Source organism: Microcoleus sp. N9_A1 (genome assembly GCF_036701795.1).
In the GTDB taxonomy this organism is placed as follows: Bacteria; Cyanobacteriota; Cyanobacteriia; order Cyanobacteriales; family Microcoleaceae; genus Microcoleus.
In genome coordinates this window covers 46,218-69,801 of sequence record NZ_JAUBRI010000038.1, presented here as the reverse complement: position 1 = coordinate 69,801, position 23,584 = coordinate 46,218, and the positions used below count along the sequence as shown (strand labels likewise).

Annotated in this window: 30 protein-coding genes; 11 read left to right on the top strand and 19 right to left on the bottom strand. The window is 44.7% G+C overall.

The window, feature by feature from the left end:
• Positions 1–391: 391 nt before the first annotated feature.
• Both QUA58_RS18305 and QUA58_RS18300 read right to left on the bottom strand, forming a co-directional pair.
• Positions 392–559 (bottom strand): hypothetical protein, encoded by a 168-nt coding sequence (locus QUA58_RS18305; protein WP_333395170.1) that lies wholly within the window; start codon positions 557–559, stop codon positions 392–394.
• Between the two features lie 64 nt (positions 560–623).
• Positions 624–1,247: a DedA family protein gene (locus QUA58_RS18300; protein WP_333041712.1), complete on the bottom strand. Its 624-nt coding sequence runs from the start codon at positions 1,245–1,247 to the stop codon at positions 624–626.
• Between the two features lie 149 nt (positions 1,248–1,396).
• On the opposite strand from QUA58_RS18300, the gene QUA58_RS18295 reads away from it, so the two are divergent.
• Together QUA58_RS18295 and QUA58_RS18290 are read left to right on the top strand one after the other, a co-directional pair.
• A complete protein-coding gene (locus QUA58_RS18295; protein WP_333252112.1) occupies positions 1,397–1,555 on the top strand; it encodes a hypothetical protein in 159 nt (52 codons plus the stop codon).
• Between the two features lie 39 nt (positions 1,556–1,594).
• Complete coding sequence (locus QUA58_RS18290) at positions 1,595–1,939, top strand: STAS domain-containing protein (protein WP_333252111.1); 345 nt, start codon at positions 1,595–1,597, stop codon at positions 1,937–1,939.
• Positions 1,940–1,965: 26 nt separating this feature from the next.
• Here QUA58_RS18290 and QUA58_RS18285 read toward each other — a convergent pair whose 3' ends face one another.
• The 7 genes from QUA58_RS18285 to psbN form a co-directional block, all read right to left on the bottom strand.
• The gene (locus tag QUA58_RS18285; RefSeq protein WP_333252110.1) at positions 1,966–2,634 is read right to left on the bottom strand and encodes a hypothetical protein; all 669 of its coding nucleotides are present in this window, start codon (positions 2,632–2,634) and stop codon (positions 1,966–1,968) included.
• Positions 2,627–3,181, bottom strand: a complete 555-nt coding sequence (locus QUA58_RS18280) for an Npun_F5560 family protein (protein WP_333252109.1) — start codon at positions 3,179–3,181, stop codon at positions 2,627–2,629. The genes QUA58_RS18285 and QUA58_RS18280 overlap by 8 nt, the downstream gene beginning before the upstream one ends.
• Positions 3,182–3,443: 262 nt before the next feature.
• Positions 3,444–4,043 (bottom strand): class II aldolase/adducin family protein, encoded by a 600-nt coding sequence (locus tag QUA58_RS18275; protein ID WP_333252108.1) that lies wholly within the window; start codon positions 4,041–4,043, stop codon positions 3,444–3,446.
• An 843-nt stretch (positions 4,044–4,886) separates the two neighbouring features.
• Positions 4,887–5,810: a hypothetical protein gene (locus QUA58_RS18270; RefSeq protein WP_333252107.1), complete on the bottom strand. Its 924-nt coding sequence runs from the start codon at positions 5,808–5,810 to the stop codon at positions 4,887–4,889.
• A 634-nt stretch (positions 5,811–6,444) separates the two neighbouring features.
• Complete coding sequence (locus tag QUA58_RS18265) at positions 6,445–7,356, bottom strand: MBL fold metallo-hydrolase (protein WP_333252106.1); 912 nt, start codon at positions 7,354–7,356, stop codon at positions 6,445–6,447.
• Position 7,357: 1 nt separating this feature from the next.
• On the bottom strand, positions 7,358–8,458 hold the full coding sequence (gene aroC, locus QUA58_RS18260; RefSeq protein ID WP_333252105.1) for a chorismate synthase: 1,101 nt from the start codon (positions 8,456–8,458) through the stop codon (positions 7,358–7,360).
• 308 nt (positions 8,459–8,766) lie between these two features.
• The gene (psbN, locus tag QUA58_RS18255; protein WP_190742515.1) at positions 8,767–8,898 is read right to left on the bottom strand and encodes a photosystem II reaction center protein PsbN; all 132 of its coding nucleotides are present in this window, start codon (positions 8,896–8,898) and stop codon (positions 8,767–8,769) included.
• A 212-nt stretch (positions 8,899–9,110) separates the two neighbouring features.
• Between psbN and psbH the strand changes: the two genes are divergently transcribed.
• From psbH to QUA58_RS18235, 4 genes are all read left to right on the top strand, one after another.
• Positions 9,111–9,314: a photosystem II reaction center phosphoprotein PsbH gene (psbH, locus tag QUA58_RS18250; protein ID WP_006633692.1), complete on the top strand. Its 204-nt coding sequence runs from the start codon at positions 9,111–9,113 to the stop codon at positions 9,312–9,314.
• Between the two features lie 147 nt (positions 9,315–9,461).
• Positions 9,462–9,719: a TatA/E family twin arginine-targeting protein translocase gene (locus QUA58_RS18245; RefSeq protein ID WP_333252104.1), complete on the top strand. Its 258-nt coding sequence runs from the start codon at positions 9,462–9,464 to the stop codon at positions 9,717–9,719.
• Entirely contained in the window at positions 9,720–10,382 is a 663-nt protein-coding gene (pth, locus tag QUA58_RS18240) for an aminoacyl-tRNA hydrolase (RefSeq protein WP_333395169.1), read from the top strand.
• The gene (locus tag QUA58_RS18235; protein ID WP_194010069.1) at positions 10,379–10,645 is read left to right on the top strand and encodes a DUF3146 family protein; all 267 of its coding nucleotides are present in this window, start codon (positions 10,379–10,381) and stop codon (positions 10,643–10,645) included. Before pth ends, QUA58_RS18235 begins: the two co-directional genes overlap by 4 nt.
• 176 nt (positions 10,646–10,821) lie before the next feature.
• Here QUA58_RS18235 and QUA58_RS18230 read toward each other — a convergent pair whose 3' ends face one another.
• On the bottom strand, positions 10,822–11,214 hold the full coding sequence (locus QUA58_RS18230; RefSeq protein ID WP_333395168.1) for an S-layer protein: 393 nt from the start codon (positions 11,212–11,214) through the stop codon (positions 10,822–10,824).
• A 56-nt stretch (positions 11,215–11,270) separates the two neighbouring features.
• On the opposite strand from QUA58_RS18230, the gene QUA58_RS18225 reads away from it, so the two are divergent.
• Positions 11,271–13,211 (top strand): bifunctional serine/threonine-protein kinase/formylglycine-generating enzyme family protein, encoded by a 1,941-nt coding sequence (locus QUA58_RS18225; protein ID WP_333395167.1) that lies wholly within the window; start codon positions 11,271–11,273, stop codon positions 13,209–13,211.
• Positions 13,212–13,361: 150 nt separating this feature from the next.
• On the opposite strand, the gene QUA58_RS18220 is transcribed toward QUA58_RS18225, so the two are convergent.
• Positions 13,362–13,751: a HEPN domain-containing protein gene (locus tag QUA58_RS18220; protein ID WP_333395166.1), complete on the bottom strand. Its 390-nt coding sequence runs from the start codon at positions 13,749–13,751 to the stop codon at positions 13,362–13,364.
• Positions 13,748–14,074, bottom strand: coding sequence for a nucleotidyltransferase domain-containing protein (locus QUA58_RS18215; protein WP_333252099.1), 327 nt, complete (start codon positions 14,072–14,074; stop codon positions 13,748–13,750). The genes QUA58_RS18220 and QUA58_RS18215 overlap by 4 nt, the downstream gene beginning before the upstream one ends.
• A gap of 258 nt (positions 14,075–14,332) precedes the next feature.
• Between QUA58_RS18215 and QUA58_RS18210 the strand changes: the two genes are divergently transcribed.
• Both QUA58_RS18210 and QUA58_RS18205 read left to right on the top strand, forming a co-directional pair.
• Entirely contained in the window at positions 14,333–14,797 is a 465-nt protein-coding gene (locus tag QUA58_RS18210) for a hypothetical protein (RefSeq protein ID WP_333395165.1), read from the top strand.
• A gap of 156 nt (positions 14,798–14,953) precedes the next feature.
• Complete coding sequence (locus QUA58_RS18205) at positions 14,954–15,418, top strand: DUF29 domain-containing protein (RefSeq protein WP_333252096.1); 465 nt, start codon at positions 14,954–14,956, stop codon at positions 15,416–15,418.
• On the opposite strand, the gene QUA58_RS18200 is transcribed toward QUA58_RS18205, so the two are convergent.
• From QUA58_RS18200 to QUA58_RS18180, 5 genes are all read right to left on the bottom strand, one after another.
• Positions 15,415–15,600 (bottom strand): DUF433 domain-containing protein, encoded by a 186-nt coding sequence (locus QUA58_RS18200; protein ID WP_333309746.1) that lies wholly within the window; start codon positions 15,598–15,600, stop codon positions 15,415–15,417. The genes QUA58_RS18205 and QUA58_RS18200 overlap by 4 nt on opposite strands.
• An 88-nt stretch (positions 15,601–15,688) precedes the next feature.
• A complete protein-coding gene (locus QUA58_RS18195) occupies positions 15,689–15,934 on the bottom strand; it encodes a hypothetical protein (protein WP_333252094.1) in 246 nt (81 codons plus the stop codon).
• Positions 15,897–16,328, bottom strand: a complete 432-nt coding sequence (locus QUA58_RS18190; RefSeq protein WP_333252093.1) for a hypothetical protein — start codon at positions 16,326–16,328, stop codon at positions 15,897–15,899. Before QUA58_RS18190 ends, QUA58_RS18195 begins: the two co-directional genes overlap by 38 nt.
• Positions 16,321–16,539 (bottom strand): hypothetical protein, encoded by a 219-nt coding sequence (locus QUA58_RS18185; RefSeq protein WP_333395164.1) that lies wholly within the window; start codon positions 16,537–16,539, stop codon positions 16,321–16,323. The genes QUA58_RS18190 and QUA58_RS18185 overlap by 8 nt, the downstream gene beginning before the upstream one ends.
• A gap of 63 nt (positions 16,540–16,602) precedes the next feature.
• A complete protein-coding gene (locus QUA58_RS18180; protein ID WP_333395163.1) occupies positions 16,603–17,436 on the bottom strand; it encodes a lysostaphin resistance A-like protein in 834 nt (277 codons plus the stop codon).
• A 482-nt stretch (positions 17,437–17,918) separates the two neighbouring features.
• Between QUA58_RS18180 and QUA58_RS18175 the strand changes: the two genes are divergently transcribed.
• Complete coding sequence (locus QUA58_RS18175; RefSeq protein WP_333252090.1) at positions 17,919–19,367, top strand: GTP-binding protein; 1,449 nt, start codon at positions 17,919–17,921, stop codon at positions 19,365–19,367.
• A 324-nt stretch (positions 19,368–19,691) separates the two neighbouring features.
• On the opposite strand, the gene QUA58_RS18170 is transcribed toward QUA58_RS18175, so the two are convergent.
• On the bottom strand, positions 19,692–20,204 hold the full coding sequence (locus tag QUA58_RS18170) for a hypothetical protein (protein WP_333395162.1): 513 nt from the start codon (positions 20,202–20,204) through the stop codon (positions 19,692–19,694).
• Positions 20,205–20,734: 530 nt separating this feature from the next.
• Positions 20,735–21,937 carry an argininosuccinate synthase gene (locus QUA58_RS18165; RefSeq protein ID WP_333395161.1) on the bottom strand — a complete coding sequence of 401 codons (1,203 nt, stop codon included), beginning with the start codon at positions 21,935–21,937 and terminating at the stop codon, positions 20,735–20,737.
• A 380-nt stretch (positions 21,938–22,317) separates the two neighbouring features.
• Here QUA58_RS18165 and QUA58_RS18160 point away from each other — a divergent pair, with 380 nt between their 5' ends.
• Entirely contained in the window at positions 22,318–23,256 is a 939-nt protein-coding gene (locus QUA58_RS18160) for a glycosyltransferase (RefSeq protein ID WP_333252087.1), read from the top strand.
• Positions 23,257–23,584 lie beyond the last annotated feature (328 nt).

Here is a 23,584-nt window from a genome sequence, read left to right as displayed (position 1 = left end):
TTTTGAGCAACAGCTTGCCTGAGATTCAAAGGTGGCTACTTCTAGCTGTGCTCATTTTTTAGTCTAAACTACAGTTAACTCAATCCAGGAACATCCTCATACAAAGCAGAGATTGGACACTGAAAATTGATACTAGCCAAATCCAGACAGTCCCCCTCGCCGCAGGAAGAAAACACCCAACGTCCTTCTACATCGCGACGGTAGCAATCTACATTCATCCGCTGTTGACCGATTAATACCTATTCTTGTATAGTTGATAGCGATCGATAATCCGCAAATTTATCTCCTCTGTCAAACACCTCAGTTGTGGGAGATAAGACTTCCACTTTATATGATGTTATGTTAATTACCAATAAAAATGCTTGGTAGTCAGGAGTTTAGTCTTTATTGACTAATATTTTCCCAATTCAGGACAGAAGTCCTCACTACCAACTTGATGATTTTGCTGCCAGAAATTATCGCTACAAATTTGATGATTTTGAGACAGAAGTCCTGACTTATTAATAGCCGATCGCCAATCATTAGACTTTTTGCAAAAATAGATAATATCTGCGTTCATTTGCGTTCATCTGCGGTTAAAAACAGAAAATCCAGAACTCTTGCAAAAAGTCTAACCACCAATCTTACTTAGTCTTGTCCAAAGTCCGCGACTCCAACCAAATAGGAATTGCAATCCAAGCAACTGCTAACAGCAAAGCAAATACCGCAAATTGAGCGGCCCAAGCTACCAATTTCTCTAAAGACACAACTTGTCCCAAGAAGTAGGATAAACTCACCATTACCGATGCCCAGCTTGCAGCACCCAGAACATTGAACAGTGAAAATTTCCAAAAAGGCATTTCTGCAATACCCGCTAGGGGGCTAGCAAAAATTCGCAGTAGTGCGATGAAACGGCCTAAAAATACGGCTTTAGCTGCATTTTTGCTAAACTGTTCTTTTAGGTCAAACAGTTGTTCTTCCCGAAAGCGGAAAAATTGTCCTAGCTTCAGCAGCAGCGGCCAGCCACCGTATCTGCCGATCGCATAACCAAAATTTCCCCCCAATGTAGCACCGGCGATCGCACTGCCGAGCACAAACCAGTAATTCAGTTCCCCGCTGCCGGCTAAAAACCCGCCCGCAATTGTAATTGTCTCGCCTGGAAGAGGAACTCCCAGATTTTCCAGCAAAATTCCCAGAAATACTGCCCAGTAGCCGTAATCACGCGCAAACTGCTGAATAGTCTCTAACGATAAAAACTCAAAAGACATTCGATACTGCCTTCGTAAACTTTTGCAAAGCTCAATACATTTATATATTGGCTCGATTCAGCCAATAGTGCAATCTTTCGATGTGATGAAAAACACACTGTTGTCGCGATCGCTGGCTCAACTAAAAATTAAGCTTTCAGGCATACTAGATGAATAGAGAATTGTTGCGGTTGCGTTCCGCGCGATCGCTAGCCAGTTTCCTGCTAAATTTATCACAACGGCTCTCCCCACCGATTCCACAAGGGCGATCGCACATCCTCAAACATACGCTGAAATCCTCTGAGTCTTTCAAGAGAGTCAGCAACTAAACTAACTTATTCATACTTTACGATCGTAGGATAACTGCTATGGAATTTCCCAACTTCAACCCACCCATCGTCCTTCAACCTCACAACTGCCTGGATTCCCAAGCCGGCAGCCTCCTCCAGCAACAGCTAGCCGAGATTGTGCCCGATCGCCACAAACTCTGGGTAATAGACATGGCCGCCGTAGATTTCATCGACAGTTCCGGGATCTGCGCCTTAGTCGGCGGACTCAACGCCGCCCGCCACCGGGGATGCCGCCTCGTCATCTGCAACCTCTCAGCCACAGTCAAGCTAATTTTTGAAATTACTCAACTCGACCAACTGTTTGAAATCTTCGACAGCTTCGACCAAATTATCTCCGCTGAAACTCCCGCTCTAGTTGCTTGATTAAAATCATCTGCCGAGCTGAAATCTCAAGTTTGTAAGAGACTTCCAGCAACCGCAGAACTAATTTGTATATCATAAATAGGTTTATTTGTCAAGCAATACCAATGACAAACAAATAAATCCGGCACTTGAACGCCGACAGAAGCGATCGCAGGTGCAGCCGGAAAAGGCCAAAGTCGATCGAAACAAATCCTTTCCCCTACAAACCCGAACTGCATCAAATAAGTCGCCGGCGGCGCATTTAAAAGATTTAGCAAGCGGTAAGCCAACTCATACAACTGCTGTCGCCAAACATCCGACAAATGCACCGGTTGAGAGTAACTCAACTCGCCAGAGTGCTTGTCAGGTTCCCCACCGATCGCCTCAGCATACAGCGGCCCCTTTGCCGTCAACACCACAGGCAGCCAAAAATTGCCACCCCCGACGGGAAAAAGCAACTCCTGGGAGACTCGATCGCGCGCCGCCGCAACATTGCCACAAAAGCGAAACACATCTTGAGCAGGAAAAAGCAGATTTTCTGGCAGATCCAGCGTCAAAGGACAAACGATCGCCCCACTCGGAGCGATCGCACCAGAATTGAGTTCAGAAACCCCACAGATATTAACTTCAGTTAAAGGATGAGATTGAGCGATCGCAGCCTTCAGACTTGCGGCCGCGCTTTTCTCGTCGCCCGCCACAATCAAAACCTTAGACATTGCCAAAGCTCGGCATTTGAATGCCCCGATCGTCCGTTTCATCGACACTCGGCAGATCCAAGCCCTTAGCCTTGCGGCTCCGCACAGCGAGACGGTAAGTGACGCTTTGCAACTCAGTGTGCAGTTGGCGGTTTTCCTTTTGCAGTTGATCCAATTTTTCCTTAATTGGCTCGATCCGTTCGGCAAACTTCTGGCGGTAAACCCCTGGCAATTCCTGAACCACCTGTTCCAGCATCCGAGAGCGATCTGTCAATTCTTGCACTGACTGCCGCAGTTGGTAAACCTCAGCATCCCGCTCGGCGATTTGTTCCTGATAAAAACCCACCTGTTCCTCAACAGCTTGGAGTTGTTCCCGCATTGCCTGCATTTGAGCTTGGTGGCGATCGGAAACTTCCGGCGCCGGCACAAAACTCGAATTGCCCTTCACCAGCCTGAAAAGTTCTTGAGACAACTGCTGCACCAATTGGTCGCGCATTTGCAGCTCTTCGGTGAGACGAGATACCTCTGATTGCAATTCTTTTGAGCTTACAAGTTTAGTTGGATTCACGATGACTCTCAGCTTTTGTTATATAATGTGTTTCTATTTAAAAATATCTTTCCCTTACCGCAGAGGCAAGAGGCAGTTCAAAAGTTTTAAACCCATTAGGCTAAATCGAGCCCGCGGCCCGATGTCAAGGGTAAAGCTCAGTCTAACTCAAATCAGGCATCCCCGTCATCACCTTAGTTTCTTGCCATAGACACAGGTAAAATCCTAGGTTTTTTGTCCATAAACCCGGTTTCTTAGCTTTTTCTGAGAATAGTGCAAGATCTCATCTGTAACCAATCACAGCCGAAAGGACTTTGCCAGCTTCGTCCACGGTGCTGCCAAAACAGATTATGCCGTCCTCGTGACCTGCCATCGCCAGAATTTGGCGCTCTGCCAAATTCTCCTCCTCAAAAAGTCTAAACATTTCTAAGGCCATCTGGGGAGTGCCGTAAGGTATTTCTTTTCTAGTCGTAGGAATCTTAAACAGCAGGTGCTGCCATAGTTTAGGATTATGGACGTGGATTATCGCGCCCACATCATCTCTCTGAAGGTACAGGGCCCCGTGAGTCAGGGACTCCGACGAAGCTTGTACCGGGCCCCGGCAGCCGAGGTAATTTTTTTCTAAGTTAAATTCGGTAACAGTACAGTAGAATTCTGATCCCAGAGTCCTCAAATGTGCAGTCTGGGTTCCCGAAATCACGAATTGGCAAGAATTGCCGAGTCTGACGCTGACGTTGCCAAACCCTATGCCATTTTCGTAGACGCCAATTAATCCCCAAGCGTGGAGCCGATCGCGCCAGTCCATCAAATCTGCTATGTTCCCGCCAGCTACAGGGTCTGCTTCTTCCCAGTCACAGCGGTACTTAACGACTCCTTCATCCATCCATTTTTTTGTCCGATATGACACCACAGACATGGCCCAAGCTGAGACTTAATCGAAGTTGTCAAGAAGTTGTCAAACAGCTTTTTTTGCCTGCTGCCTGATGTCTCGGTGCATAAGTGCCTTAACTAATCTACATTCCAGTGTCGCCGTAATTAGCGATCGACATTAGCAAAAAGTAAGCTACGAAAGAAGAACAAATTATTCCTAACGTCATGGTCTAGCCTCTAGGTGATTACAAAAGTTCAATATGAAAATGTACGCTTTCAGTCGGGGAGTTTGATTCCAGGCTTTTGGCCCATCAAGTTTTTGATGTGAAACTACGTAACTTCCCTGAACAAGTTATTGTTCCAGACTAAAGCATTTATACTGAGCTGACTTACCCCTTAAGAAAGGTTTAACGATAAAATACCTGTTTATGCAGTAACTGAGGTAAAAAGCAACCGTACATTTACATACTTTTTATGATTATAGATATATTTAAGGGAGCGGAACACAAAAATGAAACATTTTTTAATCTTGGAGACAACTGACCAAATCTTTGGGTGCGCTACGGTCGTCAACACCTCTGTTGATCGAGCAATTTTTAGATCCGGGGTACCCTACAAGCTCAGAAACCGGGTCGTAATGTCATCTCCGATAAAATGACCGCAATTAAGCTCGTGCCGGCGGGTTCACGAAAATCTGTAGTATAAATTATAGATCCCGTAAACCGGCGTTGACCGAGAGCGGGATGGTGGATCGACCGAACTTGATATAAGTCCTAGTAACAAAAAAACAAGCCGATCGAGCAGTGATGACTTGATCGGCTAAATTATTCTGTGGAGCGCGATCGCCCGCAGCCGTTTAAATGTGGAAGTGATACAAGATGCTGCCGTCGTCTTTAATTTCGCAATTGGCATTAAAAACTTCAGCTTGTTGGTTCAAAAAACGCTGAGCGACATCCGGTGACAGCCGCGTTTCCATAGCAAACCGCACCAGAGTGATTTCGCCGCGGCCTTCTTTGATCAGTCGGTACAAAGCACTTTGAAGCCTGTCGCTCTCTTCTCGCTGAAAAGCTGCTTTGTACCTCCAATCCGCCACCGAAGGAATCAAACCGCGGCTGACCAAAATCGCCAACAGCAAGCCAATTCCAAAAATCAGAGGCACAGTCGGATCGCTCGTGGGCGTCGCCACAATTTGCGGCACTGTAGCGGCGGCCAAACTGCTGACCATTTCTTTTTCCGACGCTTGCGTATCCGCCATTGCAAGCTGAGTTTTGTTATAAACGTCTTGTTGAAGCTTCATTTGCTGCAACAGGCGAGCGCGCTCTCTTTCGTATTGGTCGAGTTTTTGCTGAGCTTGTTTCAAGTCTTGAGTGACTTGTGCCAAGCGTTGGTTTAGCGTCTGATTGACCGATTGCCACCGATATCTGTTAATCAGGCGGCTTTTTTCAACCATGCCCTTCATCAACATATCTGCCGTTTGGATTGCTTGCTCCTGATCGAGCGAGCGATACCCAACCATAATTTCTAGGGGTTGTTCCGGCTTAGAAATTTTGACACTAGCATTTTGTCGAACTTGCTGGGGCGACAGCTTAACTGCATCTGCCACTGCTTTGACAACATTATCTGCTAGGAGAACCTCCGGGGTGAGTTGCTCTCCCTGCTTGAGAATTGTCGTACCCGTGCTCGAAAATTTGACTGGCGGATTATTAGAAGTGAGAGTGCCTTGAGCCATGAATCCGGGGGGCGGGGCGAGGCGGTAGGCTAGGGCGCCTGAAATACCCATAATTACAGCAAAACTGCCTAGGGCAATCCATCTGTATTGATGTGCTGAAGATCTAAAACGTAAATTTCCCATTTTGATAGTCAAGTCATAACATTCGCTTGCCGCAGCTACTGCCAAACGCCAGAGCGATCGTTTCTTTCTGGTTAGTCAAATTGACTGCTGAAAATTTTCTCAGTTTCTACCTAAAAGCTATTAGCTTTTGAGAGTTGTCAATATTCATGATCCGAAAAAACCGATCGCGCTTTTATTTGATCCGAGCTATAACTTCAGTTTTTGTCCTTAATAATTAATCTGTAACAAGGCTTCTGGAAGTCTACTGGCATCAGACTAGCACTCAGGCGTGCGATCGCCTCGCCTCCCCGTGTTTGTTGACATTCAAAACAGTCTCCTTTTCACCCTTGACAATTCTCCAATTATCTTACGTCTTGGCGTCTTGCGGACGCGGTTGAAGAATAAAAAAAACCTTAAATACTCTGCCTAAAAACTTAACAATCAAGAATTATACCATGCAGTTAAGAGTTTGCTGCGTATTAAAAAAAATTGTGGAGCTGGTCTCGCCCCCAGATCCACATATTCACATAACAATTATGGTTCGATCGGTTGATGGTTCGATCGACCTCGCCTAGGCGAAAGTTCAGAAGCCGATCGGCAAAATCAGACCCTCGCGGGCCATGACAGCCTTGGGGAAAGCGATTTGCACATCTTCGGCGATGCGATCGAGAAAATCGTCAGTATGAGCCGGATCATGGTGAAAAATCACCACTCGTTTCACCCGCGCTTCCTTAGCCATTCTCACCGCTTCCTGCCAAGTCGAGTGTCCCCAACCCACCTTCGGAGACTTGGGGTTGTGATATTCCTCGTCGGTGTACATGGCATCGTAGATCAGCACATCAGCGTCGAGGGCCAAATTGTAGACATTCTCATCTAGTCGATCGGGAAAATGCTCCGTATCAGAACAGTAAACCACCGAACGTCCCTGCCAACTCACCCGATATCCCATAGCAGTATTCGGGTGATTGAGAGAACCAGTCCTAATCTCAATATCGTCCAGCATCATCGTCTGGTTGTGATTGAGTTCGTAGAAATTCAAATCTGCAGGCAAACCCATCAGCGGCACCGGCGAATTTGAGTGCAGAATCCGTTCCACAAAATGCCTTTTGAGACAATCTCCATCCGGCGGAATCGCCCCATAAATATCAAACCTATTGCCGCGGATGAAAGCTGGGGCGAACAGCGGGAAACCTTGAATGTGATCCCAGTGATAGTGAGTAAAAAACATATAAGCTTGCACCGGCATTTCTTCCAGCAACTGGTCTCCCAGCATCCGCAAGCCTGTTCCGCCGTCAAAAATCAAGCGTTTGCCAGCTACTCGCATTTCCAAACAAGAAGTATTGCCGCCGTAGCGAACAGTTTCCTGTCCGGGTGTCGGAACGCTGCCCCGCACGCCCCAGAACTGTACGACAAAATCATCCATACCTTTTATTGATTCCGAGGGTTGAGGGCAATCAACGGGAGTTGCCGCTACAGAGGACAAGCTGATTTCCATTTTAAAATTCAGATTTTAAGGTTCCACATTGTCCGTGATGGCGCAGCAGATGGTCGCACAAAACTAAAGCTACCATTGCTTCCACCATTGGCACAGCTCTTGGCAAAACGCAAGGGTCGTGCCGTCCTTTGGCCGCTAGCAGGGTTTCTTCGCCTTCTCGGGTAACTGTGCGCTGCTGCTGGCGAATGGTCGCAGTCGGCTTGAAGGCCGCCCGCAAAATAATATTTTCGCCGTTAGCAATGCCGCCCTGAATTCCGCCGGAGCGATTCGTCACTGTACGAATTACACCCTTATCATCAGTATAGTATTCATCATTGTGTTCGCTGCCCTTGAGTAGAGTCCCGGCAAACCCGGAACCAATTTCAAAGCCTTTGCTGGCGGGCAAGGACATGATGGCTTTGGCCAAGTCGGCTTCGAGTTTGTCGAATACGGGCATTCCCAGGCCTTTGGGTACGTTGCGGGCGACGCATTCGACTACGCCGCCGATCGAATCTCCGCTGTCGCGAACTTTTTCGATCAGTTCAATCATTCGATCTGCACATTCGGCGTCTGGACAGCGAACGATGTTGCTTTCTACTTGTTCTAAGGTAACAGTGTCTGGGTCGGCGACGCATTCTAAGTCTTTGATGCGTTTAACGTAGCCGACTATTTCTACGCCTGTGGCTTGGAAGAGAATTTTTTTAGCGATCGCCCCTGCTGCTACTCTACCTATTGTCTCCCTCGCCGAACTGCGACCTCCGCCTTGCCAGTTACGAATTCCGTACTTAGCATCGTAGGTAGCATCAGCGTGGGAAGGGCGGTAAGTTGTCGCCATTTCTTCGTAGTCTTGGGGGCGAGTGTTTTGATTGCGGACTAAAATGGCGATCGGCGTTCCCAAAGTTTTGCCTTCAAACACCCCCGACAGAATTTCGCAGGTATCTGCTTCTTTGCGAGGTGTCGTAATTTTGCTTTGGCCGGGGCGACGGCGATCGAGTTCCGCTTGAATTTCCGATGCGTCTAGCGATACCAGGGGCGGACAACCGTCGATTACTACTCCCACACCGCCGCCGTGAGATTCCCCAAATGTCGATATCCGAAATAAATGCCCGAAGGTGTTGCCCATAGTGCTTTCGCCTGAAACCTAATAATTTTTACTTTAACTGGAAGATAGATTTTTCAAATAGAGATTTACTGTATTTTTGAAGAATATAGCATTGACTGGGATGCCGACAGTCGATCGGGCACTGCAGAAGTTTGATCGCATCCCGGTAGCAGAATATCTACGAGGGACAGGGGAGAGGAGGGAATTGGGAGAAGAGGAAAAGTGAAAATCTCTTCTTCCCTCTTTCTGACATCAGTTACATCCGCTGCCGAACATCCATCCATCCATCCATCCGTTACATCCGTTACAAAATCCGTTGCCGAACTTTTTTAGTCTTCGTGTTCTTCAAAAGGATCTCTCAATTCCTTAGCGGGAGGGCCGAAAGCCGTGTAGATCGAGAATCCGGTGATTGCCACCAGACACACGCCCAGTGAAATGCCTAGAACTGCTGCGGGTTCCATATTTTTGATCGATTATGAGTGATCCACTCCATAATATTACAAAAAATAACAATCCGTCTGAAAGTCTAGTGATTTTAGGCGCAATACGGTATTGCCGCCAACCCCCACTCGCCGTTGTCCGAGTCCCCTTCCTGCATTTCTGAGAAATTGCGATCGCAATTAGCGGTGGAAGTATGTCAAACTTTTCTGTAGAGATTCATTGTAGGTGACTTATGGCACAGCGGACTTGGTTAGGAGATATACTCAAACCCCTTAACTCAGAATACGGCAAGGTAGCCCCTGGTTGGGGAACCACCCTGTTGATGAGCGTTTTCATCGGATTGTTTTTCGTGTTCTTGTTGATTATTTTGCAAATCTACAACTCTTCTCTGATTCTAGAGAATGTGGATGTTGATTGGTCGAGTCTCGGCCGCTAGAATTTGAGCGAAAATTAAGGCTAACAGTAAAAGCTGAGGGTGGAGGAGAAATGGTAAAAGCTAAGTTTTCCCATTTTCCCTTGCCCTTTCCCGTTAGTCCCTCGTAATTAAATGCTAACTAATTAAACAAATTACCGGAGACAAAAAATGAATATTTTTGGCATTGGTTTGCCGGAAATGGCAGTGATTTTTACCATCGCCCTGTTGGTATTCGGCCCAAAAAAGTTGCCAGAAATTGGTCGGAGTTTCGGGAAAGCACTTCGGGGTTTTCAAGATGCTTCGCGGGATTTTGAGTCGGAGTTTACGCGGGAAACCAAGCAGCTAGAAGAAGCAGTAGCAACTACCAAAAAGCCGGAACCAGAAAAACTCGCGGCGGCTGCTAAGGAAGATATCACAGACAATTAGATGAACAACACTCAAAAATCGGAAACACCAGCGGAGTTAGTAATTCCCCAGCTAATTGTGGGTTTGGGGAATCCTGAACCAAAGTACGATCGCACGCGACACAACATCGGCTTTAATGCAGTAGATGCCTTGGCTAAATCTTGGCAAATTCCCCTGTCAGAAAACCGCAAATTTCAAGGCATATTTGGCGAGGGAAATCGGCCGCGGGGACAGAAAATCCGCTTGCTGAAACCGTTGACGTACATGAACCTGTCGGGCCAATCGATTCGGGCGGCGACGGATTGGTACAAAATACCTCCAGAGTCCGTATTAGTAGTATACGACGATATGGATTTGCCGATCGGCAAAATGAGAATCCGGCTAGCAGGTTCAGCCGGCGGGCACAACGGCATGAAATCCACAATATCTCATTTAGGTACAGACAAATTTCCCCGCCTGCGGATTGGCATCGGCAAACCTCAAAACGATCCTGCTAAAAACGACAAAGATACGATTTCCTTCGTATTAGGAAAATTTTCCTCAGAGGAAAGTCAATTAGTAGAAAAAGTGCTTAAATTAGTTGTAGAAGCTGTGGAACTTAGCCTCCATCAGGGAGTAGAAAAAGCCATGAGCCTTTACAACAATCGTACCATTGCAGAAACAAACGCGGAAACAAAAAGGTGAGTTCGAGACGTTTGCCCGAAACAACTGCATATGTCCGAGTGACTGGCCAATCTTGGCTAAAAGGCACCATTGAGGGTGAAGTAAGTGCCGGCAATTTTGAGTGGCAGTTTCAGTGGCGTTTCACCGCAGAAAAAACACTGATACTGGAACCATCTCGGGGTAGGGCATTGATTCAAGAACCGCTGCACCGTTTTCTGGAAAAATGGGATTATCAGCTTGAACCGGGCGGGGACTATTCCTTTACGGTTCGGGCCCAGTTTTGATACTCAGAAACCGGGTTTTTACGAAATACTTCGTTACCGCACCCTAAAACTCTCAAAAACCCGGTTTCTTTGGCCTGGAAACACCTTGAGTCAGAAACCGGCTTTTTACGACAATACCGCACTGCAGCACGCTAAAACTCTCAAAAACCCGGTTTCTTTGGCCTTGACGCTACGAACTAAGAAACCGGGTTTTTCCGAGATTTATGGTTTTCAACAAGTATTTTCGTAAAAAACCCGGTTTCTAGCCTCTGATGAAATGCGGGATAATCAATTGATTGCAGTAATTCTTGAATTAAAGCAGGCGGGGTTGCTTCTCGGTAAGCGCCGCAATAATACATCGTCAAAACCGCTTTGTAAGCCCAGTGATTTGATGGCACATCGGTAAAAGGATTTGGCAAAGTTTCAGCCTGATTGAGCACGCAAGCATTGAGAATTTGTTCTCGCGTTGGCTGCACTTGAACTAAAGAGTTATTTTGCTTGATTTGTGCATAATTTTGTGCTTGTGCGGGAGATGAACAACAGGCACTAACTAGCAGTATAATTGTGGAAACGATTCTGAGTTTAAGCATCTCATTACTTTTTGTGCGACAATATATCCTAACTTCCACTGCATTCCCTGAAAACTATGCTGGGTCGTACCCTCCGCAATCATTATCAAATTATCAAATTCTTGGGACAAGGCGGTTTTGGTGATACTTACCTAGCCAAAGATTTAGACTTACCCGGACATCCTCAGTGCGTTGTCAAACATCTTAAACCGAAAGATCCCAATCCCGACCATTTACTAATTGCCAAAGGCTTATTCGACAAAGAAGCCGAAACGCTGCATAAATTGGGTAAGCTACACGACCAAATCCCCAGCCTTTCCGCCCACTTTGAGGAAAATGGCGAATTTTATTTGGTGCAAGATTTTATCGAAGGACATGACCTTACCAAAGAACTGATTCTCGGTAAAAAATCAAGCGAATCCCATACTATTAAATTATTGCACGAGATATTAGAAGTTTTAGCCATTGTTCATCAGCAAAATGTGATTCATCGTGACTTGAAACCTGCTAATTTAATGCGCCGCCAAGATGGTAAAATTATCTTGATTGATTTCGGGGCGGTCAAGGAAATTAGCACAATGGTTGTTAATGCTCAAGGACAAACTAGCTTCACCGTTGGCATTGGTACTTCGGGTTATATGCCCAGCGAACAAGCGAAGGGCAAACCTAAACTGTGTAGCGATATTTATGCAGTGGGGATGATTGGGATTCAAGCATTGACTGGTCAACCTCCTCATACCTTACCAGAAGATCCGCAGACGGGAGAAGTTATTTGGCAAAATCAGGCACAAGTTAGCAATAATTTAGCGAATATTTTGGATAAAATGGTGCGCGATAATTTCAGTCAGCGCTATCAAGATGCAGGGGAAGCATTGCAAGCAATTTTATCTTTGTCGTCGCCTCTCCCACCGCCAGCGACACCGACACCAACACCACCGCCGCCACCGACAAGGCGAGGTTTTTTACAATTAGTCGGTTTGGCTGGATTAGGACTTATCGGTTTAGTTGTGTATCAAAGTTTGGGGAACAAATCGCCTCAAACTTCAACGAATGAGCCATCGTCACCGATATTACCCAACGACGATATACCATCTCAGTTGCCACCACCTCCAGAAACCCGAACACTAGAACCACCATCACCAAAAACTCCATCGCCAAAAGTATCGTCAAATTCCCTAAAAACAGTTCAATTTGAAACGGTGACAGTGAATTCAACGGGGGAAATCACCAAGCGCAACCAAAGTCAAGCACAGGTTTTTACAGAAACTATCGCCAAGGGCATAACTTTAGACATGATGGCAATTCCTGGTGGCAGTTTTGTCATGGGTTCCCCCAATACGGAAGCACAACGAGATAACTATGAAGGGCCGCAGCATACTGTTAATGTTCCCGCTTTTTTAATGGGAAAATATCAGGTGACTCAGGCTCAATGGCGTGCGGTGGCAGGTTTACCAAAAGTCAAGATTGACCTCAAGGCTAATCCTTCTAATTTTAAAGGTGATGATTTGCCTGTTGAGGAAGTATCTTGGGATGATGCTACAGAGTTTTGTGCGAGGTTATCTCAATTTACTGGACGCAATTATCGACTGCCTAGCGAGGCCGAATGGGAATATGCTTGTCGTGCAGGAACCACTACACCTTTTTATTTTGGGGATACAGTTACCCCGGATTTAGTTAATTATGACGGCAATTATCTCTACGGTGCTGCACCGAAGGGAATCTATCGTGAAAAAACAACTGCTGTGGGTAGTTTTCCGCCTAATATCTTTGGACTTTATGATATGCACGGGAATGTGTTGGAATGGTGTCAAGATGTTTGGCACGATAATTATAACGGTGCGCCGACTGACGGAAGTGCTTGGGAAGCAAGTGGATCTGATGGTCGGCTCTTGCGCGGTGGTTCGTGGTACTACAATCCGTGGTACTGCCGTGCGGCCCTTCGCGGCTGGGATCCGTCGTCTTTCCGCGACGAATTCGTCGGTTTTCGGGTGGCTTGTGTTGCCGCGATGACTTCTTAGCCCTTTACACTTTTGCCCTTTTGCTCTTTACTCTTCTTTCTTTTTCACTTTTTTTGTCGTCTCTGGTGACTCGATTTATTTTTTGGCACTCGTGGATGCACTCCCGACAAAGAAACCGGGTTTTTATATCTTTAGGACTTAACTATAATTTTAAGGTGGCGGTAGAGAGCCAATTAGATTTTGAGCTAATTCGACAAATTGTTCGGCACAGTTAATTTGTTCCGCAGCTTGTTCGACAGTGACAGTATCAATTCCCCCGTAATCTCCACTATTTCGTAAATCTTGAGCATCAATCAAAAATCTGTGAAACTCAGCAGGGACTTTTCCTGTACGAGCAAATTCTCGACCGAAAGCTCCAATCACTGCGGAATGTTTAGAAAAAGACATTCCTTCACCATCTAAAAATGCCTCAGCAATATAAAACATAGCATAATAAGCGCGAGCAGCCGCATAGCCAGAAAAGCCATTATCTAGCAATAATCTTGCTGCTGAGATGCTTTCACGAGCTTTCAGAATCAAGTCTAATTGTTCAGGCTTCATAAAGCTATTCCTTCTTTACGAATGTTCCTCAACAAAGGCCCGTTGTAGTGCATGAACCGATTTTCGTCCATAAATAAACAGCTAATCACTTCATCATTTTGTAGACATAAGTCTGCCCGAATATAGCTGGTTTTTTTGATTTCTTCGCCTGGATTGACTGACCCTTTGAGAACCACCAAAACATCAATATCTGAGTCGGGCTGTGCGTCGCCCCGTGCTTGGGAACCGTAGAGTACCATTTGGGTGAGCCGATCGCCATACAGGATCTCGAATTGCGATCGCAATTGGGTTAAAATAGTCTTGAGCTTATCGTTGACGTTCATATTTGTGATTGATGCTGGGATGGCGATTCCCTACGGGATAGCTACAGCGCGTACTTTTCAATCCATGTACATAGTATATGTCTAAATGCACAAAGAGCGATCGGTTGAAATAGTTTGGTTTATTTACGGAGTAGTTGGTGCTGATTTAGGATGGGTTCCAGCGTAGTAAACTAATTTTTTTCCCCGATTCACCGCCGAACAGATTATAATTAGAAATATTGATTTTTATCACGAATAGTCGCATAGGAGATTTACAAAATGAATAACCTATTAGCAGAAAGTTTTGCCACTGTCTCTCAACTACCCGAAGCAGAACAAAATGCCATAGCATCCTTAATCTTACAAAAGATATCAGCACCCAGAGTCGCGCCTTTCCTCATTTCCCAATCCGACATCGAAACCCTAGAAAAATCCTACATTTTCCGAGACAAAATAGAAGTCATTGAATTTATTAACAAATATCCGTTTTTACTTCCCGTTGTCCTAGAAGCACCCGTTCAAATTAGCAATTATTTCCCCGAACAAAAACTATTACTTCAAGTCATCAATGACCCGGAAATCCCTAACTATGTTCATCTGGTTCTCTCAATCATCTTAACAGACCTCGATCCCGATGAAGCAATGGATAGAGAAGACGAATTGCGTAAAAATTGGTCTAGGGGATTATCCCACGAAATTCGGGAGCATTTTTATACAATTTTGGAATACACTGATGAGTTCTGATTGGTCGCAATACCTAAATTTAGCAAAAGAACTTGCTGGTCAAGCAACTATTGCTGCTGAACAGGAGGCGCGATTGAGGGATGCTATCAGTCGTTCGTATTATCTTGAGTTTTTTAAGCTATCATATCACTATCGGTTATTATTTGATTTATAACAATGCTTGAACCTCTCTATGAACAGGATTTTCAAATCTGGATTGATTCAACAATTCAGCATCTAAGAAATGGTCAATTTGAATCCCTTGATATTGAACATCTGATTGAGGAATTAAATAGTTTGGGTAAATCCGAGCAGAATGCACTAAAAAGTAATTTAATGATATTGTTAGCTCACTTGCTAAAGGTGAAGGTGCAATTTGATGCTCCAGATACTATGAAAATGAGTTGGTATAATTCAATTATTGAACATCGCCAGCGAGTCTTAAGCAGTTTAGAAGATACACCTTCTTTGAAAACTTTTCTTGTTCAAGCAATTGATAAAGCCTATCCTCAAGCTTGTAAATTAGCAATTAAGGAAAGTAAATTTGCTGCTTTGGGGGTGCGAATTCCTGATGTTAGTGAATATCCTAATGTTTGTCCATTTTCTCTTGAGCAGATATTAGATGATAATTTTTATGGTTAGTTATCGGCTCTAGCCTCTTCCAACAGAGCAATTACTTGCTCCCTAGTTACAGTTGGAAATCCTTCTAAAAAATCATCAATTGACTCTCCGGCTTCTAAATAGTCAAAAAGTGTTTGAACAGGAATCCTAGTGCCAATAAAAACAGGAGTTCCGCCCATGATTTCACCGGAAATGCTAATCATCTGAAAATTCTGAGACATAAGCCTAAGTAGTTGTAGGGTGCGTCGCCATGAAAATAGCGGGCACGGGGACACCGCCCCTACGAGCGAGCTACGAACCTTTGGACTGTTCGGACATCTGCCGCATTCCCACAGCCAATACGCTCAAAAACAAAAGCCCCACTGCCCCAGCCAACGGATTGCCGTTAATTCCTGTCACCCAATCGGGAACAGAGCCAGAATATCGAACTAACTCTCCGATGTTAATTATATAGTATCCCCAGACTAAACCTGCATGAAGCCCGATCGACAAACCCAGCCTATCTTTGCTCGCCTCTTCTTTTAGGACTAATTTCAAATAATAATTCAGCCCGGTAGAAGCAGACATCAAACTCCAGAAAGAAATTCATGTGTCCCATAATTAATGGAGCATTCCTGTCTTTTGTCCAAGCAAAAGCTAAATCCACTGGAGGAAAGCGCTCAATGTTCGCCCTCAATACCAATGCCCGCGCCTCAAACCTAGCCAAATTGCCTCCTAATGGAACAGAAAGTGTTTGACGTTCCCAAATTGCTCCTAATCTTAATCCCATTTCGTAGGGCAATACGTTAACACTAGAACCTGTATCTAGCAAGCCTGATGCACTTAAAGAGCAATTGTGATAAGTTAAAGTTAGTGGCAAGTAAGGCAATGTACTTAATGCACCCAGTTGCGGATCGATTTCGGTAAACGCAAATCTGACTTTATCAACCATGTTTTACTGCTTTTTCTTCTGATAATGCCTGCGCTAAAACAGCAGCGGCTTCAAAAGAGTTGTAGGAATTAGTGCTAGATGCTTTGCCTGGCTCTTCTAGCGGAACTATACCTGATTCTTGCAGTAATTCGGATACGATAAAATTCAGTAGTAAAAGTTTGTCAGTGTGAGGCAAATCTTTCACGAGTGGTAGAAGTTCAGCAAGCTGCATAAAAATTGCCCAAGGTTGGTGGTAGAGTATGGTCTTATCTATTATGCCATTTTCAAGGATTGATTAATCCGATCGCCCTTTTGAACGTTCTGACATCTGCCGCATTCCCACAGCCAAGACGCTCAAAAACAAAAGCCCCACTGCCCCAGCCAACGGATTGCCATTAACTCCAGTCACCCAATCGGGAACAGAGCCAGAATATCGTACTAACTCTCCGATGTTAATTATATAGTATCCCCAGACTAAACCTGCATGAAGCCCGATCGACAAACCCAATCGATTTTGACAGTTGCGCTTTGCCAAAACCAGTATCAAACCCAACAACAACAAGCCCGGAAACTGAGGCCAACTCCGCAGCATTGCCTCCACGGGTTTGATAAAATGAGATAGGGCAAATACCAGGCTATTCGCCCGCACAGAAATTTGATTGTTGTAATCCCGCTGCAACTCGTCGAGCAACCAACCACGGAATACCAACTCCTCCGCAAAACCCACTCCCAGGGCGCTTAATAGCCCTTCTGCGATGATTCGAGGCAAGTTATCAGAATTTTGCCACGAGACAAAGCCGAACAGTCCTTGCACTAAAAACAGGGTGAAAGTGATCGAAAGCCCGATCGCCAATCCAGTCAAAAGTTCAAAACCGTTTTGTCGCGTATTTACTAAACCGTAACTTTTGAGTAATTGGGTTTGTCCGTAAACCTGTTTTCCCCAGCGCCGCACTAGGAAAATAAATTCGACAAACAACAATCCCATTGTTAGAATAGTTGCGAGGTTGCTATCTTTAACTAAGAGATAAATTGGGGTGGCGACGGGCAGCCAGATTGTTGCTAAAATTAATAGAAAAATTATTACTCGTAATAGAAATGGATAATTTGCTATTTTGTTGGCGTTAATCATTGGTTGTAAATTATTTTAAATTCGGTAAATTCGACTGTTCGACAGTCCGACAGTCCGACAGGGATTTAAATCTCTGTCTCATAGCGAAAGTCCTCTGAAAGAAAACTGAAATTTATCAGATTATTATCGAGGTTTGCAGTCGGTTGAAACCGACTTTCGATATGAGACGGGGATTTAAATCCCCGGCGGGCTTGTGGGTGAATGGGAGGACTTTAGACTGAAATCCATCACACTCTAATCGAGGTTTGTAGTCGGTTTAAACCGACTTTTGCTATGAGACGGGGATTTAAATCCCCGGCGGACTTGTGGGTGAATGCGAGAATTTTTGGCTGGGTCAGATTTGAGTAAATCCGAGAGTTAGAGTTGAGTACATCCGAGAGTTAGAGTTGGATAAATCTGAGAGAATGTACAAAGGCCGCAGAAAAAGCTAGAATAGCATCATATCGGTTGAAACTTTAAGCAAAGCAAAGCCATAACATCAGATGACTGAAGTATCGGATTTCTCAAATGTCGATCGCGAATTAGACGACACAATATTAAGTTTCGCAGACATTCAAGCAGAACTCAACCTGCGCCGCGCTAAAGATGCTCTGCGAGATATAGTAGAACATCTCGATTTGACACCACAAGAGCGAACTGGACTGGAGCCGGAAATTGGCGGCTTGGAAACAATGCTCGACAAGCTAGAGCGCGCTTGCGTGCAAATCGCTGTGTTTGGGATGGTAGGAAGGGGGAAATCTTCGGTTTTAAACGCGCTACTCGGTCAAAATGTGTTTGAAACTGGCCCGACTCACGGCGTGACTCGTACCACAACTATTGGCCAGTGGGATGTCGGAGATGGTGTTGATGACGGTTTACCCGATCGACTTTCGCCTGTTATTTACCGTTTATCGCAAGTAGAATTAATCGATACTCCGGGAATAGATGAAGTTGACGGCGAAACTCGCGAACTTTTAGCCCGCCGCGTTGCTAAACAAGCAGATTTAATTTTGTTTGTAGTTGCTGGCGACATTACGAAAGTCGAATATCAAGCACTTTCGCAGTTGCGGGAAGCCGGAAAACCGATGTTATTAGTATTTAATAAAATTGACCAGTATCCCGATGCAGATAGACTGGCAATTTATCATAAAATTCGGGACGATCGCGTGAGAGAATTGTTATCTCCCGATGAAATTGTGATGTCGGCGGCTTCACCTTTGACAGCGCAGGCGGTGCGCCGTCCCGATGGAAGTATGGGAGTCAAAATGACGCGCAGTTTGCCACAAGTGCAAGATTTAAAATTAAAAATTTTGGAGATTTTAGACCGAGAAGGCAAATCTTTGGTCGCGCTGAATACGATGCTCTGTGCGGGAGATATTAACGAGCAGTTAGTACAGCGAAAAATGGAAATTCGAGATGATGCTGCTAATCGCATTATCTGGAATGGCGTAATGACTAAAGCTGTGGCGATCGCCCTAAATCCAATTACTGTAGTTGATATTCTCAGCGGTGCGGTAATTGATGTGGTGATGATATTAACACTCTCTAAAGTTTACGGCATTGCGATGACAGAAGCGGGGGCGGTGGAATTGCTGCAAAAGATTGCGATTAGTATGGGGGGAATTACTGCTGGCGAATTGTTGGCTAATTTGGGTTTGAGTTCTTTGAAAGGATTGTTGGGTTTGGCTACGCCGGCGACGGGGGGTTTGGCTTTAGGGCCTTATTTGTCTGTGGCGGTGACTCAAGCTGCAATTGCGGGGGTTTCTTCCTACGGAATCGGTCAAGTTACTAAGGCTTATTTGGCTAATGGTGCTTCTTGGGGAGATGATGGGCCGAAGGCTGTTGTGAGCAAGATTTTGTCTTCTTTGGATGAGGATTCTATTTTAAATCGGATTAAGGAAGAGTTGCGGGCTAAGTTGGATTTGGGAAGTGTGGAAAAACAGAAATTTTAGTGATAAGCAGCAAAAAGGAAGAAGGAGCAACTATGAAATAAATAAAAATCATAATAAACAACCAATTATTAATAACCAATTACCAATTGCCAGAAAGAATTGGTTTAAAGCCTCTCCCTTAAAGGCGAGAAATTAAAAGCAAACTATTCTCCAATCCTCTTCCTTCTAGGTAGAGGTCGCACTCATCTGTCAACTGTCAACTGTCAACTGAATGAACAATTATTACTATCGCCCTTGATGACGCCAATCGCTCGCTCTGACTTTGACAAGGCTGGCACTGCGTACTTTACCGCCTGCTTTGACGATCGCCGGGTAACTCTCACATTAGGAAGATTGGAACTTAAATTCTTGAGCTAGCGCGTCACAATTCTTCAAAAGAAACCAAAAAAGCCTGATAAATCCAAGCCTAAGAGCAATAACCCAAATGTAACTCAAAATAATTCCTTCTTGTAGGTAGCTGAAAATCAGTGATAAGGAGCCGAAAATCATTAAACCTACACGAGTCCAGAGCACTGTGGTGACAAAGCGCAAGTTTCTTAAAAGAACTCTCTTTAAGGAGATTGCAAATCCCAAAAAAGCAAGAGAAAACAGGAAATTTATTCCGACATCAAGATAACCTAAAAGCTGCTGACTTAAAATTTCTCTTAATTGTGGAATAAAAATTAAAGATATTGTCCGTAAGAACAGAGCCAGATCAATGGGGAAAAAGAATATCCTGATTACTCCGCCTGTCCATACACTTAATGTACCCTTTTTAACCAGCACATTATTTAGTTTAACACTATATTCTATTACACCCGAAAACTTGGCTTTGAAAACCAGTTCATAGCTTGACATTTCTCCATCTTCACTGACTTTAAAGTAGTGGTTAGAGGTCAGAGCGAGATAGTTTTTTTTTCGGAAATCGTTTTGTTATCATGAACAATACTTTCTTTTCCTCCCAACTGGCTTATAATTAATTGTATTTTATGACCACTGACATTAAAACATACTTTAGACATAGCAAATTTTTTCCTTATCTTATGCTTCAAATATTATGCTTCAAATATGCTGATGTCTAACTATTAATTAGACTGACTTTTTCAGTATAATACCCCGATGTGAGTGATGAGACTGAAACTTTTTAGGTTATTTACCGATGTTAATAATCATACACCGATTTTAATAATAACAGGACTTACGCAACTGGCACAGGTTGGGCGAGTGCGGCAAATAAGGTGTGCTGTGCACACCCTACTCTAATTCCGGGAAGGCGGACTTTGTTTGTTAAGCCACCAATTCGATTCGGCGGGTTAATATCGAATTTTTAATCCGAATTCGATTCGGCGGCTTAACATCAAGTTTTTAACCCTAATTCGCTCCTATTTCTAACCCCGATTTTTCTCCGACCAAATGCGGGTTGGTAGTCCCCAAACATAGACAAATCCTTCGGCAGCTTTGTGGTCGAATTCGTCCTCTGCGCCGTAGGTTGCTAAGTCGAAACTGTACAGAGAATTGTCAGATTTGCGGCCGACAATAGTCGCATTTCCTTTGAATAGTTTGAGTCGCACGGTTCCAGTAACTCGCTTTTGCGTGTCCTGAATAAATGCGTCTAAAGCTGTTTTCAAAGGATTGTACCAAAGACCGTTGTAAATCATTTGGCTGTAGGTTTCTTCGATGCCGCGCTTGTACCGAGTCACATCTGCTGTCAGCGTCAAACTTTCTAAGTCTCGGTGCGCGTGCATCAAAACTAAAATCGCTGGTGTTTCGTAAATTTCCCGCGATTTAATCCCGACTAGGCGGTTTTCAATCATGTCAATCCGGCCGACTCCGTGGTTGCCAACTATTTCGTTGAGTTGGGAAATTAGGGCGACTGGTGATAAATCTTTGCCGTTCAAACTGACAGGATTGCCGCAATCGAAACCGATTTCTAGGTATTCGGGTGTGTCGGGAGTTTGCTCGATCGCCTTTGTCATCAAATAAACTTCCTCCGGCGGTTCAGCCCAAGGATCTTCCAGGATTCCGGCTTCAATTGCCATTCCTAATAAGTTGCGATCGATACTGTAAGGCGAAGACTTTTTCACCGGGGACGGAATGCCGCATCTCTCGCCGTATGCGATCGTTTCCTCGCGGCTCATTTTCCACTCCCGCGCTGGTGCTAAGATTTTAATCTTGGGATTCAGCGCGCCGATCGACACATCGAACCGTACCTGATCGTTTCCTTTGCCTGTGCAACCGTGGGCGATCGCATCTGCACCGTATTTTTCCGCAGCTTCTACTAACAATTTAGCAATCAGCGGGCGAGCCAGGGCAGTCGAAAGGGGATAACGGTTTTCGTAAAGTGCGTTAGCTTGAATGGCTGGAAACGCATAGTCTTTGACAAATTCCTCGGTAGCATCAATAACTAAAGATTCCGAAGCACCGGATGCTAAAGCTTTTTTGCGGATCGGTTCTAATTCGTCTCCCTGTCCCAAATCAGCGGCCAGAGTAATTACCTCTTCCACACCCCACTCGTTTTTGAGGTAAGGAATACAGACGGAGGTATCTACTCCGCCCGAATATGCTAGTACAACTTTTTTAGCGCGACTCATTGCTCTTTACATCCTGAATTTAACTGACATCTTGCACCCGCTGTGAATCAGCCTTTTAGGGGCGGGCAAGATGCCCGCCCCACAATAAAATTAAATTTTTGCGGCACAGGCATCTTGCCTGTTCTGGAGAATGGTGTAAGATGCCTGCCCCACAATAAAATTAAATTTTTGCGGCACAGGCATCTTGCCTGTTCTGGAGAATGGTGCAAGATTTGATATTTAACCGACTTTTCATTATGCACCTAATTGAGATCGATTCTTGTCAGAAATAGTACAGATTTATATATTCTTTTTTTGCTAAACTTGGCTATTTCCTGGGGGAGTTGCTGCGAAAAATCTGCTACCGTGGAATACGGTAACTGTGGCAATGGGGAAAAGGCGTGTTTTTTAGTGTTGTGATTCCGACGTATAATCGTAAACCGATTTTGGCAAAATGTCTACTGGCTTTGGAAAATCAGCACTTCGGTGAGATTGTCAGAGAGTATGAAGTAATTGTCGTGGACGACGGCTCGACGGACGGGACTCTGGAGTGGTTGGCCGCAAATGCTGATTTTTTACCCCATGTGCGATCGATCTGTCAATCTCACCAGGGCCCGGCGGCGGCACGGAATTTGGGCGTTGAAGATGCTAAGGGCGATACGATTATTTTTATTGACAGCGATTTGGTGGTAACAGAGCATTTTTTGCAAGCACACGCCGATGCTTTACTACAGGGTTACAAAGATACTGATGCTGTTTTTACTTACGGCAGTGTGATTAATACTTGCAATTTCGACAATCCTACCTCAGAGCCTTACAAAATCACCGATTTTTCAGCGGCTTATTTTGCTACGGGAAATGTGGCAATCGCCCGCCACTGGCTGCTGGATGCTGGACTTTTTGACAATCGCTTTCAACTGTATGGATGGGAAGATTTAGAGTTGGGAGTTAGGTTGAAAAAATTAGGTTTGAAACTCATTAAATGTCCGAATGCTGTCGGCTATCACTGGCATCCACCTTTTAGTTTAGAGCAAATTCCGGGCATGATTGACCGCGAAATTCAGCGCGGGAGAATGGGAGTTTTGTTTTATCAAAAACACCCAACTTGGGAAGTAAAGATGATGATTCAAATGACTTTTTTGCACCAAATCCTGTGGGGAGTTTTATCATTAGGTGGGATGCTGAACGAGCGAACGATGACTCCTTTTTTGCAGTGGTTGATTGACCAAGGCAAGCCCCAGCTAGCTTTAGAAATTGCTCGGATTTTTCTGAATTGGTATAACGTGAAAGCCGTATACGCCGCTGGCGGGGAATTGCAGGCAGAGACAAAGATACCATAAATCAGCCCGACAGCGCAAATAAAATATAAGATATTGTAGGAGTTTTTCAGGGCCCATTGGTGTCAACTTAAGCTTATAATTAGTAACAGCATACTGTTTTACAATTATGCCTAGACTGCCCTAGCGCTGCTTAATAAGGGGAATTTATGGAACTCAAGACTTGGATACAAACCAGAAAAACACAGAATTTTAGTCTTAAGTTGACACCCATGTTCCGACCTGTTTTAATTAACCTTTCCAGTGAGGATATCTACTCAAAAAAATACAAAACAAAGCCACCTGATCAAGGCAGGCAAAACCGGGTTATAGAAATTTTAAAAGTTTTACC